The sequence below is a fragment of the Corynebacterium evansiae genome (genome assembly GCF_027570065.1).
Lineage (GTDB): Bacteria > Actinomycetota > Actinomycetes > Mycobacteriales > Mycobacteriaceae > Corynebacterium > Corynebacterium evansiae.
This window is the reverse complement of the sequence record NZ_JAKMUT010000006.1, coordinates 23,809-40,588: the sequence shown is the minus strand read 5'-3', so window position 1 is coordinate 40,588 and position 16,780 is coordinate 23,809. Positions and strand designations below refer to the sequence as shown.

14 protein-coding genes are annotated in these 16,780 nt (G+C 63.3%); 2 read left to right on the top strand and 12 right to left on the bottom strand.

Translation table 11 applies throughout. From position 1 onward, the window contains the following. Positions 1 to 215: 215 nt before the first annotated feature. A complete protein-coding gene (locus L8V00_RS07275) occupies positions 216 to 2,543 on the top strand; it encodes a PASTA domain-containing protein (protein WP_269944631.1) in 2,328 nt (775 codons plus the stop codon). Positions 2,544 to 2,633: 90 nt separating this feature from the next. Here the strand turns inward: L8V00_RS07275 and L8V00_RS07270 are convergent, their stop codons facing one another. The 8 genes from L8V00_RS07270 to L8V00_RS07235 all read right to left on the bottom strand — a co-directional run bounded on the left by L8V00_RS07270 (position 2,634) and on the right by L8V00_RS07235 (position 11,005). After that, positions 2,634 to 4,022 carry a class II 3-deoxy-7-phosphoheptulonate synthase gene (locus L8V00_RS07270; protein WP_035005483.1) on the bottom strand — a complete coding sequence of 463 codons (1,389 nt, stop codon included), beginning with the start codon at positions 4,020 to 4,022 and terminating at the stop codon, positions 2,634 to 2,636. Positions 4,023 to 4,127: 105 nt separating this feature from the next. Next, complete coding sequence (locus L8V00_RS07265; protein WP_034986490.1) at positions 4,128 to 4,640, bottom strand: polyadenylate-specific 3'-exoribonuclease AS; 513 nt, start codon at positions 4,638 to 4,640, stop codon at positions 4,128 to 4,130. A 31-nt stretch (positions 4,641 to 4,671) separates the two neighbouring features. Beyond that, on the bottom strand, positions 4,672 to 5,766 hold the full coding sequence (locus L8V00_RS07260) for an acyltransferase family protein (protein WP_269944630.1): 1,095 nt from the start codon (positions 5,764 to 5,766) through the stop codon (positions 4,672 to 4,674). 117 nt (positions 5,767 to 5,883) lie between these two features. Continuing rightward, positions 5,884 to 6,612, bottom strand: coding sequence for a lysophospholipid acyltransferase family protein (locus L8V00_RS07255; RefSeq protein ID WP_269944629.1), 729 nt, complete (start codon positions 6,610 to 6,612; stop codon positions 5,884 to 5,886). A 32-nt stretch (positions 6,613 to 6,644) separates the two neighbouring features. Then, the gene (locus tag L8V00_RS07250; RefSeq protein ID WP_034986484.1) at positions 6,645 to 7,613 is read right to left on the bottom strand and encodes an ROK family protein; all 969 of its coding nucleotides are present in this window, start codon (positions 7,611 to 7,613) and stop codon (positions 6,645 to 6,647) included. A gap of 110 nt (positions 7,614 to 7,723) precedes the next feature. Then, on the bottom strand, positions 7,724 to 8,926 hold the full coding sequence (locus L8V00_RS07245) for a glycosyltransferase family 4 protein (RefSeq protein ID WP_269944628.1): 1,203 nt from the start codon (positions 8,924 to 8,926) through the stop codon (positions 7,724 to 7,726). A gap of 41 nt (positions 8,927 to 8,967) precedes the next feature. Next, on the bottom strand, positions 8,968 to 10,170 hold the full coding sequence (locus L8V00_RS07240) for an NlpC/P60 family protein (RefSeq protein ID WP_034986480.1): 1,203 nt from the start codon (positions 10,168 to 10,170) through the stop codon (positions 8,968 to 8,970). Positions 10,171 to 10,393: 223 nt separating this feature from the next. Further along, the gene (locus L8V00_RS07235) at positions 10,394 to 11,005 is read right to left on the bottom strand and encodes a C40 family peptidase (protein WP_034986477.1); all 612 of its coding nucleotides are present in this window, start codon (positions 11,003 to 11,005) and stop codon (positions 10,394 to 10,396) included. 468 nt (positions 11,006 to 11,473) lie between these two features. Between L8V00_RS07235 and L8V00_RS07230 the strand changes: the two genes are divergently transcribed. Then, the gene (locus L8V00_RS07230) at positions 11,474 to 12,112 is read left to right on the top strand and encodes a 3'-5' exonuclease (protein WP_237744758.1); all 639 of its coding nucleotides are present in this window, start codon (positions 11,474 to 11,476) and stop codon (positions 12,110 to 12,112) included. 120 nt (positions 12,113 to 12,232) lie between these two features. Here L8V00_RS07230 and qcrB read toward each other — a convergent pair whose 3' ends face one another. The 4 genes from qcrB to ctaE all read right to left on the bottom strand — a co-directional run bounded on the left by qcrB (position 12,233) and on the right by ctaE (position 16,663). Beyond that, positions 12,233 to 13,867: a cytochrome bc1 complex cytochrome b subunit gene (qcrB, locus tag L8V00_RS07225; RefSeq protein ID WP_049049543.1), complete on the bottom strand. Its 1,635-nt coding sequence runs from the start codon at positions 13,865 to 13,867 to the stop codon at positions 12,233 to 12,235. Further along, positions 13,864 to 15,069 carry a cytochrome bc1 complex Rieske iron-sulfur subunit gene (gene qcrA, locus L8V00_RS07220; protein WP_269944627.1) on the bottom strand — a complete coding sequence of 402 codons (1,206 nt, stop codon included), beginning with the start codon at positions 15,067 to 15,069 and terminating at the stop codon, positions 13,864 to 13,866. Before qcrA ends, qcrB begins: the two co-directional genes overlap by 4 nt. Then, entirely contained in the window at positions 15,066 to 15,965 is a 900-nt protein-coding gene (gene qcrC, locus L8V00_RS07215) for a cytochrome bc1 complex diheme cytochrome c subunit (RefSeq protein WP_049049544.1), read from the bottom strand. The genes qcrA and qcrC overlap by 4 nt, the downstream gene beginning before the upstream one ends. A gap of 86 nt (positions 15,966 to 16,051) precedes the next feature. Then, on the bottom strand, positions 16,052 to 16,663 hold the full coding sequence (ctaE, locus tag L8V00_RS07210) for an aa3-type cytochrome oxidase subunit III (protein WP_034965190.1): 612 nt from the start codon (positions 16,661 to 16,663) through the stop codon (positions 16,052 to 16,054). Positions 16,664 to 16,780: the final 117 nt, after the last annotated feature.

Sequence of the window (16,780 nt, the reverse complement as noted above, 5' to 3'; positions counted from 1 at the left end):
CTTTACTCACGGTGGCCACTGTAGCGCGTGGGCGTCAATAAGAGTCAATAGGAAACGAGTAGGGCGCGCACCAGGCTAAACGTATAATGATACGAGTACCACTAGAATAATTCCGTAACACTGAGCACAACTACACACAAGAACATCTCTTGTAACCCCACGCTTAGACCGAAAAACCGCTAGACAACCGCTAGAAAACGAGGCTGAAACTAGACGTGAGCGAGCTACACCCCGGAGACCTGCTGGAGTGGCGCTACCGCATCGGCGCCCAGATCGCCCGCGGTGGCATGTCCACAGTCTATGCAGCCATCGACACGCGCCTGGACCGTGAAGTGGCGGTCAAGGTGATGGATCCGACGCTCGCCCGCGAACCCGCCTTCCGCACCCGCTTCGAGCGCGAGGCCCGCGCGGTGGCGAAGCTCAGCGACCCGTCGCTCGTGAATGTCTTCGACCAGGGCGTGGACGACGACTACGTCTTCCTGGTGATGGAGCTGGTCGAAGGCGGATCGCTCCGCGAACTGCTGAAAGAGCGCGGCCCCATGCCGCCCCACGCCGCCATCGCCGTGATGCGGCCGGTGCTCACCGCGCTATCGATCGCCCATGCCAAGGGCATGATCCACCGCGACATCAAGCCGGACAACGTGCTGATCAGCGACCGGAACCAGGTCAAGCTCGCGGACTTCGGGCTGGTGCGCGCCATCAACAAGGCGATGGGCGACCCCACCAACGCCACCACATCCGTCAACGGGCAGGTCATCGGCACCGTCGGCTACCTCTCCCCGGAGCAGGTGCGCGGCGAGAATCTGACCCAAGCCAGCGACGTGTACTCCGCCGGCATCCTGCTGTTCGAGCTACTCACCGGGCGCACGCCGTTCAAGGGCGGCACGCCCATCGAGACAGCCATGGCGCGCATCAACCGCCCCGTCCCCGCCCCCAGCACGCTGATGCCCGACATCCCGCCGGAGATCGACGAGCTGGTCTTGCGCGCTTGCCACCGCGACCCCACGCAACGCTTCGTGGACGGCGCCGAGTTCCTGGAAGCCGTGGAGCAGGCCGCCGAGGACCTCGACGTGCCTGATTTCCAGGTGCCCGCCCCCACCGAGTCCGCCGTGCGGAGCGCACTGGCGGGAACCGACTTCGGCGAGCGCACCCCGTGGGACGACGAATCCATGTCCACCCGCGCGGTCGTCCTGCCCCAGGAGGATCGCGCCCGGCCGGGGACGCACCACACTGCCGTCACGCAGTTCCAGCCGGAAGGCCGGCCGGGGTACGCGGAGCGGCCGGGCGAACCGGGCGAGGGGCTGCTCCCCCACAACGCCAACGCCCCGCACACCAACCCGACGCGCACGCAACACCAGCCGCACGCGCCGTATGCACAGCATGGCCCTGCGTCACATAACCCGGCGCCGCACGCGCAAAACCGTCACGCACCGCACCGCCCGGGGCCAGCACGGCAGGTGCCGAAGCTCAGCAACAAGTCCCCGGTGGCGACGGTCTTCTGGATCGTCCTCCTCATCGCACTGGTCATTGGCATGGCTCTGGGCGGATGGTGGTTCACCACGGGCCGCTACGGCGAGATCCCGACTGTCATCGGCATGGATCAAGCTACCGCGCAGGCCACCGTCGAAGAAGCCGGCTTCAGCTCCACCTTGGACGAGCGCTACGACAACCAGGCGGAGAAGAACACCGTCATGGGCACCGATCCCGCCAAGGGACAGAAGGCCGTGCGGGGCTCCGAGGTGGCGGTGCTGCTTTCCCTCGGCAAGCCGACAGTGCCGGACCCGGGCACCAACTCGAGCCTGCAGTACTACACGAATAAGCTCACCGACCGCACTCTCAAGGTGAAGAAGGGCGACGACGTCTACTCCGACAAAATCGCAAAAGGCCACGTCGCGGAGGTTCAACCCGCCGCCGGAACCGAGGTGAACACCGGCTCCACCGTCGAGGTACGCATGAGCAAGGGCAAGCGCCCCGTCACCGTGCCTGGCGTGAAGGGCCAGGAGCGCGACCGCGCGAAGAAGACCCTGGAGAAAGCCGGGCTGCAGGTCGCGGAGGAAACCGAGGAGTTCAACAAGGACGTCCCCGCCGGCCAGGCCATCCGCACCGACCCGAAGGAGGGCGCGGAGGTCGAGTCCGGATCGGAGGTGACTCTGGTGCTCTCGAACGCGATCGAGGTGCCGGACGTTAAGGGTCTTTCTGTTGATGACGCCCGTAAGGCTCTGCGGGAGGCCGGCCTCAACCCGGTCGATGGCGCTCCCGTGGAGGACTCTTCCGAGGATTCCGGCGACGTGGCAGAGCAATCGCCTGGCGCAGGGGAACTCTTGGATCCATCGAAGAACACGGACGTGGAGATCCGCGAGTCCACATCCCAGCGCGTGCCGTGGGTTCTGGGCCTCACTGGGGAAAGGGCTCGGGAGAAGCTGGAAGACGCGGGCTTCGAGGTGGAGATCAAGGGGGATCCCAACGGCTTGGTTCTGGGTCAATCCCCCGGCCCCAGCTCTCGTAGCCACCGCGGTGCCGTGGTCACGCTGACCACGGTCTAAAAGCTCGCGCGCGGCCGGCGCGTGCACGCAGGCCGGGTGCTGGCTTGGGCACGCCCCGGGGCTGATACCGGCGCCCGGGCGCTTAGCGCTTTAGTTGCGCAGCATCTCCGCAACCAGGAACGCCAGCTCCAGCGACTGCTGGGTGTTCAGGCGCGGGTCCACGGTGGTGGCGTAGCGCTCCGGCAGATCCAGGTCCGTGATGGACTGGCCGCCGCCGACTACCTCGGTGACGTCCTCGCCGGTCAGCTCCACGTGGATGCCGCCCGGGTGCGAGCCGATCTTGCGGTGCACCTCGAAGAAGCCCTGAACCTCGTCGATGATGCGGTCGAAGTCGCGGGTCTTGTAACCGTTGTTGGAGGTGTAGGTGTTGCCGTGCATCGGGTCGCACTGCCAGATGACCTTGTGGCCGGTGGCCTCCACTGCCTCGACAATGGGCGGCAATGCCGTGCGGATCTTGTCGTAGCCCATGCGGGTGATCAAGGTCAGGCGCCCCGGGGTGTTGTTCGGGTCCAGCTGGCGGACGTAGCCGACGGCCTCCTCCGGGGTGGTCGTCGGGCCGATCTTCACGCCCACCGGGTTGGCGATCAGGGAGGCGAAGCGGATGTGCGCGTCGTCCAGGCCGCGGGTGCGCTCGCCGATCCACACCTGGTGTGCGGACAGGTTGTACAGCGCGTCGTTGCCCTCTTCGTCGTGGGCCAGGCGCAGCATTGCGCGCTCGTAATCCAGCACCAGCGCCTCGTGGGAGGCGAAGATGTCCGCGGAACGCAGGCTCTCGGAGGTCACACCGCAGGCGGACATGAATTCCAGGCCGCGGTCGATCTCGGTGGCCAGGGCCTCGTAGCGGGCACCCGCCGGGGAGTTCGTCACGAACTCGCGGTTCCACTCGTGCAGCTTGTACAGGTCGGCGGTGCCGGAGTTGGTCAGCGCACGCACCAGGTTCATCGCCGCGGAGGAGTTTGCGTAGGCGCGCACCATGCGGGACGGGTCGTGGGCGCGGGCTTCCTCGGTGGCCTCCACGCCGTTGACCAGGTCGCCACGGTAGTTCAGCAGACCGTTGGAGTCGCGGTCCGCGGAGCGCGGCTTCGCGTACTGGCCGGCGATGCGGCCCATCTTCACCACAGGGGTGGAGGCGCCGTAGGTCAGCACGACCGCCATCTGCAGCAGGGTCTTAACGTTGCCGCGCAGGTGCGGCTCAGTGTTCGTCTCGAAGGTTTCGGCGCAGTCGCCGCCCTGCAGCAGGAAGGCCTTGCCCAAGGCCACGTCTGCCAGCTGCTTCTTCAGCTTCTTAACTTCCGGGGCCACCACGATCGGCGGCACGGATTCCAGGATCTTGCGCACGCGACCCGCGTGGTCCGGATCCCAGCTGGGCTGCTGCTTCGCGTCGCGGGACAGCGCGTCTTCTAATTTCTCCGCCATGTCCGCGGGCAGCGGCGGCAGATCGGGGAGTTCATCTAACGGTGCATCAATAGTCCAAGCCATAGGCAGATCATACTGTATGTGGCCTGTTTCATTGCCATTTAGGTCCCTTTCAGCTGCGCGGGGCGCCACGGCTGCGGCCCTTGCGCTGAAGCCCCGACGGCGCGATTAGGACTGCAGGGCCTCCATGGACAGGCGGTACTTCACCACGTTGAAGCGGGCGTCCGCCAGCGCGTCGTGCGCGTTGCTCGGGCTCTCGGGTAGCCGCGGGCGCCCGGCCATCTCCCACAGTTGCTTGAGCTCGTGGGTAAAGCGCGGCAGGTCGGAGGGCAGGCCCGTCATGTCGCCCCACAGCTGAGCCAAGGCAACGTGGTCGTAGGCGCCCACCCAGGCCCACAGTTCGGGCCGGTCACTGGGCTTAGTGCGCCCGCGGCCAGCACGCTCGGGCACCAGGAATTCGTGCAGCTTAGTGCGCAGCGTCGCGCGATCCATCCACGCCTTGTCGGAGCGCGGCGGCAGCAGTGGCAGCACGTTCTTCTTCACCCACTGCCCCGCCCGGTGTTCGTTGAATTCGGTGGAGACCGCGTAGAACTCGCGGCCGTCCTCCGCCACCACGCCGATGGAGATCAGGTCGATCGTGGAGCCGTCTTCGATGAATTCTGTGTCGTAGAAGTAGCGCACGATTGTCCAGTTTAGATCCCTTTGACCCGCGCTAGGCCGATGGGGCTCGGTCGCCGCCTGCGGGTGCACTGTTGCGAGATTGTTGCTGCTTTTCTTGTGGACGCCGCAGTGCCGGCGGGAACAGTACCCAGCCCAGGTAGGGAGTCTTGCCGATCGCATAGCCGATTGCGGAGGCCACCACGCAGGCGCCAATGCCCCACCACAGCTGACCGGCCACGGTGCCCAGGAAGGACAGGGTTTCCGGGTGCGCCTCGGCCAGTGAGCCTGCAATTCCGCCCAGCAGGAACAGGCCCAAGGGGTGGAAGACGTAGACCTGCAGGGTATTGCGGCCGACGAACAGGAACAGGCGGTTGACGTACGGGATGGCGCAGATCCAGACGGCAACCACAATGGCAAACGGCAAGGCAGCCAGGGAGCTCACGAAGCCCGTACCCAGGGTCTGGGCCGCAACCGTGGGCGTCCACTCGCTAAAGATCGTCTTGGACAGCGCGCGCGACAAGAACTCGGAGCCGAAGAACAGTGCCGCGCTGCCAATAACCACCCAGGGGCGGAAGGCCTCTCGGGCGAGGCGGAAGAAGAAGTCACGGCAGTGTAGGCCGATGAAGAACATCGGGGCGTACGTCAGCACCTGGCGGAAGAAGATGTCCTCTCCGCCGCCCAGGAAGGCTCCGACGACCAGCGGGATGCAGGAGACCAGGATCGCCAGCCACGGTGGCTGCTTGCGCAGCGTCCAGGCGAAGATGTTGTAGAGCATCAAGGCGTAGAGGAACCAGAGACCCACGTTGCCCAGCACCATAGCTTTGACCAGGCCGAACCAGGAGAAGTTGTTGTCGATGCTCATGCGCGTTAGCGCGTGGAACGGGTTGAAGACCAGGTAGGGCACCAGCAGGAACCACAGTCGGCGGTACCACAGGTCAGCGAAAGAACGTTCTAGGATGCGGTGCGCGAAGAGCCCGGAGACCAGGAAGAACAGCGGCATCCGCAGTGGGTCGAAGAAACTAGAGAAATGGCCGAGTCCCGTGTCCTGGCCACCGGGAACACCGGTGACGACGTGCATGATGCACACGCCAATGATGGACAAACCCTTGGCTGCATCAGCCCATTCGACTCTCGCTTTAGTTGCCATAATTCTTATAACAGAATCAGGTTCACGCCTGTGAAGTCAAACCAATGAGGGGCGCAAACGCCTGGTGAAAGCCCTACCGAGTAGCTACCGAGTAGCTATCTAGCAGCTACTGAATAGCTAGCTGCGGGGTTCGGAGCCCGGCGGGTAGCCCTTACCGGCCTCGAGAGACTTCTTCACGTCGGCGGCGTAAAAGTCCTTGACGTACTCCTGGCCGGACAGCTCGTGGAGAGCCTCCATAATCGCGTCGGTCAGAGCCCTGGCCTGCGCGTAATCGTCGCCGGCATCGCGGAAATCATCCGGGTCGATCGGGGCGCCGACGTACACCCCACAGCGGGCCGGGCGCGGGATCCAGGTGCCGATCGGGTTGGCCTTGTTCGTGTTGATCATGGCCACCGGGTAGACCTTCTGGCCGGATTCCAGGGCGATGCGGGCCAGGCCGGTCTTGCCGCGGTATAGGCGCCCATCCGGGGAGCGGGTGCCCTCCGGGTACATGCCCAGCAAATCCCCGCGCTCCAGCACCTTCAGGGCGGTGCCCATGGCGGCGTTTTGGGATTCCTTATCCTCGCGGTCGATCGGCACCTGGCCGACAGAGCTGAAGAAGAACTTCTGGATGCCACCGACCAGGCCTGGGGTGGTGAAGTACTCCTTCTTAGCCAAGAAGGTCAGCTGGCGCTTGGATACCAGTGGCAAATAAAACGAGTCCATTACCGCCAGGTGGTTGGAGGCCAGGATGCCCGCCCCCTCCTTCGGCAGCTTATCCAACCCCTTGGTGAAGGGGCGATTGTACACGCGCAGCCACGGGCCGATGAGGATGTACTTGAAAAACCAATACGCCTTGTTCTGCATGTTCTAAAACTTACCGTCCCTTGATGGCTTCCCTATTCAGCGCCACGCTCAAGCTGCTTGCGCGCCAGCAGCGCCACGCCGATCATACCGGCATCGCCACCTAGCTGCGCGGTTTTCACCTCTGCTACCGGGCGGTGGCCTGCGCCGACGATGCTGTAGTTCATCATCGATTCCGCCTGGTCCAGGAACAGGTCCGCGTCGGAGCTGACTCCCCCGCCGATCACAATCAGCTCCGGGTCCAGCACGTCCTGCACCAGAGACAGGCCGCGCCCCAGCCACAGCCCCATGTCCTCGATGGCGGCGCGAGCCAACGGATCACCCTCCCGGGCCAGGCGCACGATCGCCCGGCCGGAAATCTCCTCCGGGTGCTGCGCAAACTCGCGGGTGATGGCCGAATCCGGGTAGCGGCCGGTTGCAATCAGATCCTGCGCCGTCAGCGCCAGCGCCGAGCCGGAACAGTAGCGCTCCAGGCAGCCCTGCTTGCCGCAGGGGCACGCCCGCCCGCCGGGCATGACGGTCAGGTGCCCAAACTCCGGGGCGGTGCCGAAAGCTCCGCGGTAGATCTCCCCGTCCACCATCACGGCACCACCGATGCCGGTACCCAGTGCGAACAGGACCCACGTCCCCGCGTTCTGCGCTGCCCCCAGGTAGTACTCCCCCAGCGCGGCCGAGTTTGCGTCGTGCTCCAGCTCCACCGGCAGCCCCAGCTTCGCGCTCAGTCGCTCGGTGACCTTCGCGTTGCGCCACGGCAGGTGCGGGGCGAAGCGGACCGTATCGCGCTGGGAGTTAATGAACCCCGCCACGGCCAGACCCACCGCCACGATCCCCTCGTTGCGGCGTTGCAGGCAGCCGATGGCATGCACCAGCGCGGTTTCCAGCGCGTACACGTTAGAGGGAGTGGGCAGCTTCTCGATGTCCAGGATCTGCCCGTCCGCGTCCACTACGGCGGCGCGCAGGTTCGTGCCACCGATGTCCACGCCCACGGTTAGGGTCCCAGTCACTAGGCGTTCCACCCTCTCTAGCTTCTTCTGTACCGATTAACCCCCTCATTCTAGCCAGCCGGGCAGCGCATAGAAATTCTGCCGCCGCCATCCCCCGGGCCGCATGCGTATCAGGCGAAGCTGTGGCGCGGCGGAATGCCGCCGGTTCCGGCCATCACCGCACGGCACTGGTGGCCAAGGACTTCCCAGGTCCACTTCCCCGTCACGTACTCCCTCGCTGCGGTCGATAGGCGCTGGCGCGTGGGGGCGTCACCAAGCAAAGAAGAGATACGCCCCGCAACGTCGTCCAAGTTTCGAGAGTCCACGACCAGCCCGGTCTCCCCGTCGATCACCGTCTCGGGTGCACCGCCGCCATTGCCGGCGACAGTGGCCACGCCGGCGGCCTGCGCCTCCAGGAACACGATGCCGAGGCCTTCCACCGACAACCCACCCAGCTGCGTGCGCACCGGCAACGCAAACACGTCGCCGGCCACGAAATGGCCCGGTAGCTCCTCTACATCGACGGCGCCAGTAAAGGTTGTGTTCTTTAGGACGCCCAGCCGACGCGCCAATTTCTCCAACTTCCCGCGGTACGTGCCGGGTCCGACGATTAGCAGGTGCGCATCCGGGTGCTCGCGCAGGATGGCGGGCATGGCTCTTACCAGCGTGTCCTGGCCTTTGCGCGGAACCAGGCGGGAAACGGCGACGACGACCTTCTTGTCCTCCAAGCCATAGCGGGCGCGCAGGGTGTTCCGCATGTCAGGATCCGGGCGGAACAGGTCGGTGTTCACCCCGCCGGGCATGGGTTCCCAGGCAACAGTGGGGCCGAACGCGGCGGCCATGCGGTTGCGGGCGTAGTGGGACACGTAAGTCAGGCAGTCCACTGTGTTGCCGATGCGCCGCAGCACCTGGCGGGAGCCCGGGAACATCGACCAGCCGACCTCGTGGCCGTGCGTGGAGGCGACCACGCGCCGAGCGCCCGCCGCACGTGCGGCCTTCGCCATCAGCGCCAGCGGCGCGGCGGCGCCGAACCAGACGGTGTGGATGTTGTGCTCGCGGATCAGCTGCTGCATCTTCCGCGCGGTGGCCGGGGTGGGCAGCATCACGCTGCGCGGCCAGCGCACCACCTGGTAGGGCTGCTGCGCGTCGAAGGCGCGCGCGTCCTCTGTGTTTTGCGTGGAGGCGAAGACAACGACGTTCTCCGGGTTCAGTGTGGAGAGGTAGTCGCGCACGTAGGTCTGAATTCCGCCGAGGGTCGGCGGGAAGTCGTTAGTTACGACGAGGACGCGCGGGTGGCTCTGCCGGTTTTCTTGGGGCTGGTCTTCCTTTGGCATACGCAAGGATGCTACCGCACGCGCCGGTGCAGACAGGCGGCCTAGTAGCGCGCCGCGCCCTGGATCGGCATGGAGTCCACCGGAACAACCTGGACAGGGATGCCGTAGTCGGAGGCGTGGACGATCTTGCCGTCGCCAATGTACATGCCGACGTGGGTCACGCCCGGGTAGTAGCCGACGATGTCGCCCGGCTGGAGGTCGTTGATGGAGACCGACTGACCGCCCGCGATTTGAGCGGAGGAGGTACGCGGAATGGACTTGCCCTCCTGCTGGTATGCCCAGAACATCAGGCCGGAGCAGTCAAAGGCGTCCGGACCGGTGGCGCCCCAGGAGTACGGAGCGCCCAGCTTGGACAGGGCGGCCGCAACCACGCCGGTGGCGTTCACCGGACCGTCGGAGCCGGCCTTCTTCTTCAGGTCGCCGAGGAACTGCTCCACGTCCACGTCGATCGGGCCATTGCGGTCGACCCAGCGGCGACGATCCTCCGGGCTCAAGCCGTCGACGGCCTTCATGACCTTGTCCTTCAGAGCATCCAGCTGATCGTTGCGCTCTTCCAGGTCCTTCTTACGGTCGTTCAGAGTGCGCAGCTGGAAGTCGGCGGTGGCCTTGGAACGGCTGGCCTTGTTCTTCTCGCTGGCGGCTTCCTTGAGCTGTCGGGTCAGGGCGGTAACGGTCTCTGCACGCTTGTCGCCGATGGATGCCAGGTAGGAGGAACGCTCAACGGCTGCCTGCGGCCCCTGCGAGCCAACGAAGGCGGAGACGGGATCCACGGTTGCGCCACGGTACATGGCCTTGGACACGCCGGAGACGTTCTTGCGGGAAGCCTCTACGTCGATGTTGAGCTTGTCGGCCTTCTTCTGCGCATCTTCGGCGGACTTGTTGGCCTTGTCCAGGTTCCCCTGTGCCTGGTCGATGTCGATCTTCAGCTGCTCGACCTCGTCGGAGGTCTCGGAGGCGAAGCCGGAGATCTTGTCCACGTGAGCCAGCAGGCCGTCCACGTCCTCCGGGATCGGCGCGTCCAGCAGGCGGCGGATCTCGTCGGCGCGCTTCTGCTCAGCCTTCTCGTCGTCCTTCTTCTCTTCACGCTGCTGCGGGTTGCCCTGCTGCTGTTCCTGCTGCGGATCCGCCGCGGCCTGCGGGAGGGAGGCGCCAACGGCGAGGGTTAGCAGAGCCGCGGTGGCAGCCTTAGCGACGGTGCGGGTGCCGACGAGGCGATCACGGGAAGAGGAAGACAACACGTTCACGACTGGACTTTCTTTAATTCTCAACTAATCTAGGCCGCCGAACGGCCAGGCAACGTTTATCAACGTTTGATAACGATAGACATTCTGCCACAAGAAAGGGCAAAAGTGGGACTGGCCCCAACCGGGTTCCAGCCCCACTTAATCACATGCTCACCAGCTGTAACACCAGCCCCGATTACATCTGTCGAGCTGGCGAAACGCCGGGTGGGCGTCACTAAGAAATTTAGAAACGCACCGCGTTGTAAACCGGCATCATGTGCAGGTTGTCGATACGCACCGGGTTGGAGGAGTTCAGTGCGTGGACGATCTTGCCGTTGCCGATGTAGATAGCAACGTGGGAAGCACCGCCGTAGTAGGAGATGACGTCGCCCGGCTGCAGAGCGTTCAGGGAGACCTTCTTGCCTGCGTTAGCCTGTGCGGAGGAGGTACGCGGGATGTTCTTGCCAACCTGGCGGTGAGCCCAGGAGGTCAGGCCGGAGCAGTCGAAAGCGTTCGGGCCGGATGCGCCCCAGGAGTACGGAGCGCCAACCTTGGACTTCGCGATATTAGCGATGCGCTGGCCGACGGAGGAAGCAGCAGGCTTCTTCTTAGCAGCCGGCTTAGCTGCAGGCGCCGGAGCGTTGTTGCCACCGGTGGTCAGGTTTGCCTGCTTGAAGTAGGGCTTGATGGTCGGCAGCAGGTGGTCCGGAACGTCAACGGTGACGCCGGACGGGGTGTGGGTAACCGGAGCAGCCTGGGCTGCAGCGGGGTTCAGTACAGCGGCACCCACACCGACAGCGGCGATCATTGCTGCGTTGCGGGGTGCGTTGTTCTTCTTCAGGCTGTGCTTGCCCATATAAGTCCTCAATTACCTTTCAATCCGTTGTCTGGGGTTCGGAACTCTTCCTTCTCCCCTCGCCCGGTAGCTCCTGTGCGCTACCGCGGTGCGGTGAACTCTTTGTCGCTCACCCTTAAGGTCTCGAAAAGATTACGAAATGAACACAAGCCGTGTCCAGCTCTTCACCAAATATCCTGCGATTCAGTCGCCGACGTGCCGTTGTTATGAAGCTGAGATTTTCTAAACCCTAAAGGCGAACGTGAAAGTTACCAAAGCTTTATAATTCGTTGACCTGCGAATTTGGAGAACGCGGCCCTAGCGACTGTCAAAGAAGCTCGTTTAGGGACTTTTAAGGAACACATTTATGTGATCCTCCTCACATACGCCGTTTCTGGCGTGTTTCTGTCCTGTTATTGACGCCCCTACGACCCCGCGGCGCACCACTTCAGCCACCGCTGCCCTACCCGCCCGCTAGACTTACTCCCCGTGTCCCCTACCCAGCCTCACTCTCCAGATGAATCATCAGGTCTGCACAGCGGCAAGCTGCGCCTAGACCTGCAGCAGACCCTTGAAAACTGCATCGTCATCGACATTGAAACCACGGGGCTACGGCCGCAGGATGAGCGAATCATTGAGATCGCCGCCTTGCGCATCTGCGACGGCGAACTCCAGGATCAGTTCACAACCCTGCTCAACCCGCATCGCGACGTGCCTCAGGAAATCACAGACCTCACGGGCATCTCCGACGGTCTGCTGGCCGACAAGCCCAGCTTCGCCGAGATTCTGCCGGGCTTGCTGGCTTTCCTCCGGGATACGCCGGGCCTGGAGGCTCCGCGCCTTGTGGGGCACAATGTCTCCTTCGACTTCTCCTTCCTCCAACACGAGATCCTCCGCGCCCAGCTGGGCGATGTCGCCCTAGCCCCGGACCCCGTAAGCCCTCCATACACCCCGCGCCTGGTTTGCACAGCGGAGGCTTCCCGCGCGCTCATCCCTAGAGAGTCGGTGGGGCGCTATCGGCTGGGAAACGTGGCGTCATACCTTAAAGTCCCCCACCGCCCGTTACACCGCGCAATGAGCGACGCCCTAGCCACCTACGACGTCCTGCGGGCGCTGTCGACGCACTAAAGCCTTCCGGGCGCTGCGGGCAGCTACCTAACTTCTAACAGCAAAAATCCCGCCCACCGGATGGTGGACGGGATTTTCTCGAGCCTTATGTGAGAGCAGTTGAGTTAGCTCGAACGGAGACTACTTGTCGAGCTCCTCGTGGCGGCGACGGTTCTCCTCGTTCAGACGCTCGAACATTTCCTTCTGCTCCGCGTGGTTGGCCTTCTCGATGTGCTCCGCCTTCTCCGCGATCTCCGGGGAATCCGGAGTGAAGAAGCTACCGCGACCAGGCTGGCCGGCTGCGCCGAGCTCGTTCATGGTCTTCGGAACGTATGCACCCTGGTACTCCAGCGGGATCGGGTGGCCGTGCTCGTCGACCGGGCCCAGCGGCTGGTGAACCTCGATGAAGCCACCGGAAGGCAACTGGCGGATGGTACCGGTCTCGATACCGTGCTCCAGAACCTCACGGTCGTTGCGCTGCAGGGAGATGCACAGGTGGTAGGTGATGAAGTACGCCAGCGGCGGCAGCAGCACCAGGCCAATACGGCCAACCCAGGTCATCAGGTTCAGCGAGATCGTGAAGTGCAGTGCAACCAGGTCGTTACCACCGGAGATGGTCAGCAGCACGTAGAAGACCAGTGCCATGACACCCAGTGCGGTACGAACCGGCACGTCGCGCGGACGCTGCAGCAGGTTATGGTGGGCGTCATCGCCCGTCATCTTCTGCTCGATCCACGGGTAAGCGAACAGCAGCACAACCAGGAGGCCCAGCAGCAGAGCTACCCAGAACACAGCCGGAATGGTGTAGTTACCGAGGTAGAGCTCCCATGCTGGCATGACACGTGCAGCACCGTCAGTCCACAGCATGTAGATATCCGGCTGGGAACCAGCGGAGACCTGCGACGGGTTGTACGGGCCCAGGTTCCAGATTGCGTTGATCTGGAAGATGCCGGCCATCAGGGCGACGACACCGAAGGTGATCAGGCCAAAGGAAGCAGCCTTCAGACCGAAGACCGGCAGAATACGAACGCCGACGACGTTGTTCTCCGTGCGACCAGGTCCGGGGAACTGTGTGTGCTTCTGGTACCAAACCAGTGCCAGGTGAGCGGCGATCAGGGCCAGCAGGATACCCGGGATCAGCAGCACGTGGGCGATGTACAGGCGAGGAATGATGATCTCACCCGGGAAGTCACCAGCGAACATGATCCAGTGCAGCCAGGTACCGATGATCGGCAGACCAACGATGATGGCGGACATAATGCGCAGACCAACACCGGAGAGCAGGTCGTCCGGCAGGGAGTAACCCATGAAGCCCTCTGCGACGGACAGCAGCAGCAGGACGCAACCGATGACCCAGTTAGCCTCACGCGGCTTGCGGAATGCACCGGTGAAGAAGATGCGCATCATGTGAACCATGATGGACACTGCGAACAGCAGTGCAGCCCAGTGGTGGACCTGGCGGATGAACAGGCCACCGCGAACCTCGAACGAGATGTCCAGTGCGGTGTGGTAAGCGGCGGACATCTCCACACCGTTGAGCGGTGCGTAAGCGCCGTCGTAGATCACCTTCGACATGGACGGATCGAAGAACAGCGTCAGGTAGACACCGGACAGGATCAGGATGATGAAGGAGTACAGCGCGATCTCACCGAGCATGAAGGACCAGTGAGTCGGGAATACCTTGTTGATTTGCGGGCGGATCAGGCCGGAGGCAGTGTACCGCTCGTCGATGTTGTTGGCCGCTTTAGCAGCGCGGCTCTGTTGTTTAGTGGTCATGAACGACGCTCCCAGAATGCCGGGCCGACAGGCTCGATGAAGTTACGGTCGGCGTACATGTATCCCTCTTCGTCCACCGAGATCGACAACTCGGGCAGTGCGCGGGCTGCCGGTCCGAAGATCGGCTTACCGTACTGCAGTGCGTCGAACTGGGACTGGTGGCACGGGCAGAGGATGCGGTTAGTTTGCTGCTCATACAGGGACGTAGGGCAACCGATGTGGGTACAGATCTTCGAGTAGGCGAAGTAGTCGCCGTAGTGGAAGTCCTCCTGGCCCTCGCGCAGGATAGCCTTGTCGCCATCCTCCGGGCGCAGACGGATCAGCATGACTGCGTTACGCGAGCCGTGGATGGAGTGCATGTGCTCCTCGTAGACGTCGCGGTCCTTGTCGAACTTGTCGCCATCGTTGACCATGTCCTCGGTCAGCGGGAAGACGGTCTCCATGGAAGCTGCGTCCAGATCCTCCGGGCGCATGCGGATCAGGCGAGACACGCCCTTGGTGCTGTAGTGGCCGTCGTGCTCTTCGGCGATAGCGCCGGTGTCGCGACCCAGGTAGACCTTCTCGCCCTGCTCCACCAGCGTCCAGCCGGTGGTCCAGAGGGTACCGTCACCCTGAATGCCCATTGCCTTGGCCTTCCAGGGGTTCTTCACGATGCCGCCCAGCGGCAGAGCGATAACCAGACCAGCCAGGACCGCACCGGTGCCAGCCAGGCCGGCGATAACCGGGCGGCGGCCCAGGGTGGAAGTCTTCCAGGAGTCGTTCAGCAGAGCGACCAGGGTACGGCGGTCAACTTCCTCGGACGGGCCGTCGTGACGGGCCTGAACCGAAATCTCTTCCGGAACGAAGTTCTTGGTGTAGGCAACGATGGCCGCACCGAGCAGGGTGATGCTCAGGCCGGACGTGATGCCCAGCAGCGGGGTGTAGACCGAGTAGAGCCACAGGCCGTCCTCTTCCAGCCCCTTGTGCTCCCAGGGCCAGAACAGGTAGACACCGATGAAAGCGATGCCGAACAGAATCGACAGGGCCAGCAGAATGGTGACCTTGCGGCTCGCACGCTTCTCAGCGGGATCGTTAGCGATCGGGAAGCGCTCCTTGCGGTATGCAACCGTCACGCCGTCGAGCTCGGTACCCAGGCGGGCGAGCTCGTCGTTATTCATCTTCGACAGCTCTTCGTTGCTGTACTTCTTGTTGTTCTCACTCATGACCGCGATCCAATCCACATAGCGAAGGCAACGAGAACCACGATGCCGATAAACCACATGACCATGCCTTCAGTCACCGGGCCGATACCGCCCAGACCCCAGCCACCCGGGTTCGGGGATTCCTCAGCCGACTTGATGTAGGCAATGATGTCCTTCTTCTCGTCAGCAGTCAGCTGGCGATCGGAGAACTTAGGCATGTTCTGCGGGCCGGTCAGCATGGCCTGGTAGATCTCCTGCTCGTTGGCCGGAGCCAGCGGCGGAGCGTACTTACCACTGGACAGTGCGCCACCCTTACCGGTGAAGTTGTGGCAAGATGCACAGTTCAGACGGAACAGATCGGAACCACGGGCAACGTCGGCCGGGTCGATCTTGCCATCCTTGTTGTTGGCGCCACGCAGGGACTCCATGGCGATCTCGCCGTTAGCATCTCGGACGATGCCCGGGCCGCCACCGTTAGCGTTAACGTATGCGGCCAGTGCCAGAGCCTGCTGCTCGGAGTAACGCGGAGGCTTACGGCCTGCCTGCGCCTCGTTGCGCAGCATCGGCATGCGGCCGGAGTGCACCTGGAAGTACACGGAGCCCTCACCGACGCCGATCAGGGAAGGACCGCGGTCCTTCACGCCCTGCAGGTTTGCACCGTGGCAGGTGATACAAGCAACTTCGTAGATTTCCTTACCCTGCTGTGCCAGATCCTCCGCGCTCTGCTCTGCAACGGCGTTCTGTGCATCGGGGGTCAATGCGTTGGCGAGGAAGCCCGCGCCCGTGAGCGCGAACAGCAAAGCCAACGCGCCGGCGAAGGCCTTGCGGACCTTCCGGCGGCGGCGTGCCTTAGCGGCACTGCCCTTCGAACCACTGGAGACTTGCTCCGTGGTTGCGTTGGTGGAGTTGATATCCATCTTGTTCCCTTATTTGTTAGTCAATGGAATTGCGATGGGCTGTAGGCCGACTCTCTTCTTGGGGGAGAAGAACCGACCTGGCCGGCCTACTGAATGAAGTAAATGGTGATCCACAGGCCGATCCACACGACGTCGACGAAGTGCCAGTAGTAGGACACAACGACGGCGGCGGTGGCCTGTGCCGGGGTGAACTTCGACTTCGCGGTCCTCAGCAGCACCACGAGGAAGGCGATAACACCGGCGAGCACGTGCGCGCCGTGGAAGCCTGTCGTGATGAAGAAGACCGATCCGTAGACGGATCCGGGGATGGTGGTTCCGTGCTGCACCAAGTGGACATACTCGTAGCCCTGGCCGATGAGGAAGATAGTTCCCAGCAGCGCGGACAGTGCGTACCACTTGCGTAGCGCGAAGACGTCACCCCTCTCCGCTGCGAAGACGCCCCACTGAGCAGTGAACGAAGAACTGATCAGGATGACCGTAATCGTTGCCGCGAAGGGCACGTTCAGCTCGGTGGGCTCAGACGGCCAATTGCCGCCAGAGTTGGCCTTGGACACGAAGTACATCGCGAACAGGCCAGCGAAAAACATCAATTCCTGAGACAGGAACACAATCGTGCCGACACTGACCATGTTGGGTCGGTTCAGTGTCGCAACACGTTGTGGTGCTGCCATACCTGGGTTTTCAACTGCGCTCGTCACGCATAACAGTATGGCCGTTTAAAGCTCGATAGTCGATTCACTTCGGCGGTTTTCTGGCAGCAATCTGTAAAATCGCAGGTGAAACCTTGGATAAACCTGAAAGCCAACCCCGTTAGG

What these genes read in the sequence shown, in the direction of transcription:
- qcrC (WP_049049544.1), bottom strand. Translation starts at nt 15,965, where the DNA reads ATGGATATCAACTCCACCAACGCAACCACGGAGCAAGTCTCCAGTGGT.
- L8V00_RS07260 (WP_269944630.1), bottom strand. Translation starts at nt 5,766, where the DNA reads ATGGCAACTAAAGCGAGAGTCGAATGGGCTGATGCAGCCAAGGGTTTG.
- L8V00_RS07270 (WP_035005483.1), bottom strand. Translation starts at nt 4,022, where the DNA reads ATGGCTTGGACTATTGATGCACCGTTAGATGAACTCCCCGATCTGCCG.
- qcrA (WP_269944627.1), bottom strand. Translation starts at nt 15,069, where the DNA reads ATGAGTGAGAACAACAAGAAGTACAGCAACGAAGAGCTGTCGAAGATG.
- L8V00_RS07235 (WP_034986477.1), bottom strand. Translation starts at nt 11,005, where the DNA reads ATGGGCAAGCACAGCCTGAAGAAGAACAACGCACCCCGCAACGCAGCA.
- L8V00_RS07245 (WP_269944628.1), bottom strand. Translation starts at nt 8,926, where the DNA reads ATGCCAAAGGAAGACCAGCCCCAAGAAAACCGGCAGAGCCACCCGCGC.
- L8V00_RS07255 (WP_269944629.1), bottom strand. Translation starts at nt 6,612, where the DNA reads ATGCAGAACAAGGCGTATTGGTTTTTCAAGTACATCCTCATCGGCCCG.
- qcrB (WP_049049543.1), bottom strand. Translation starts at nt 13,867, where the DNA reads ATGACCACTAAACAACAGAGCCGCGCTGCTAAAGCGGCCAACAACATC.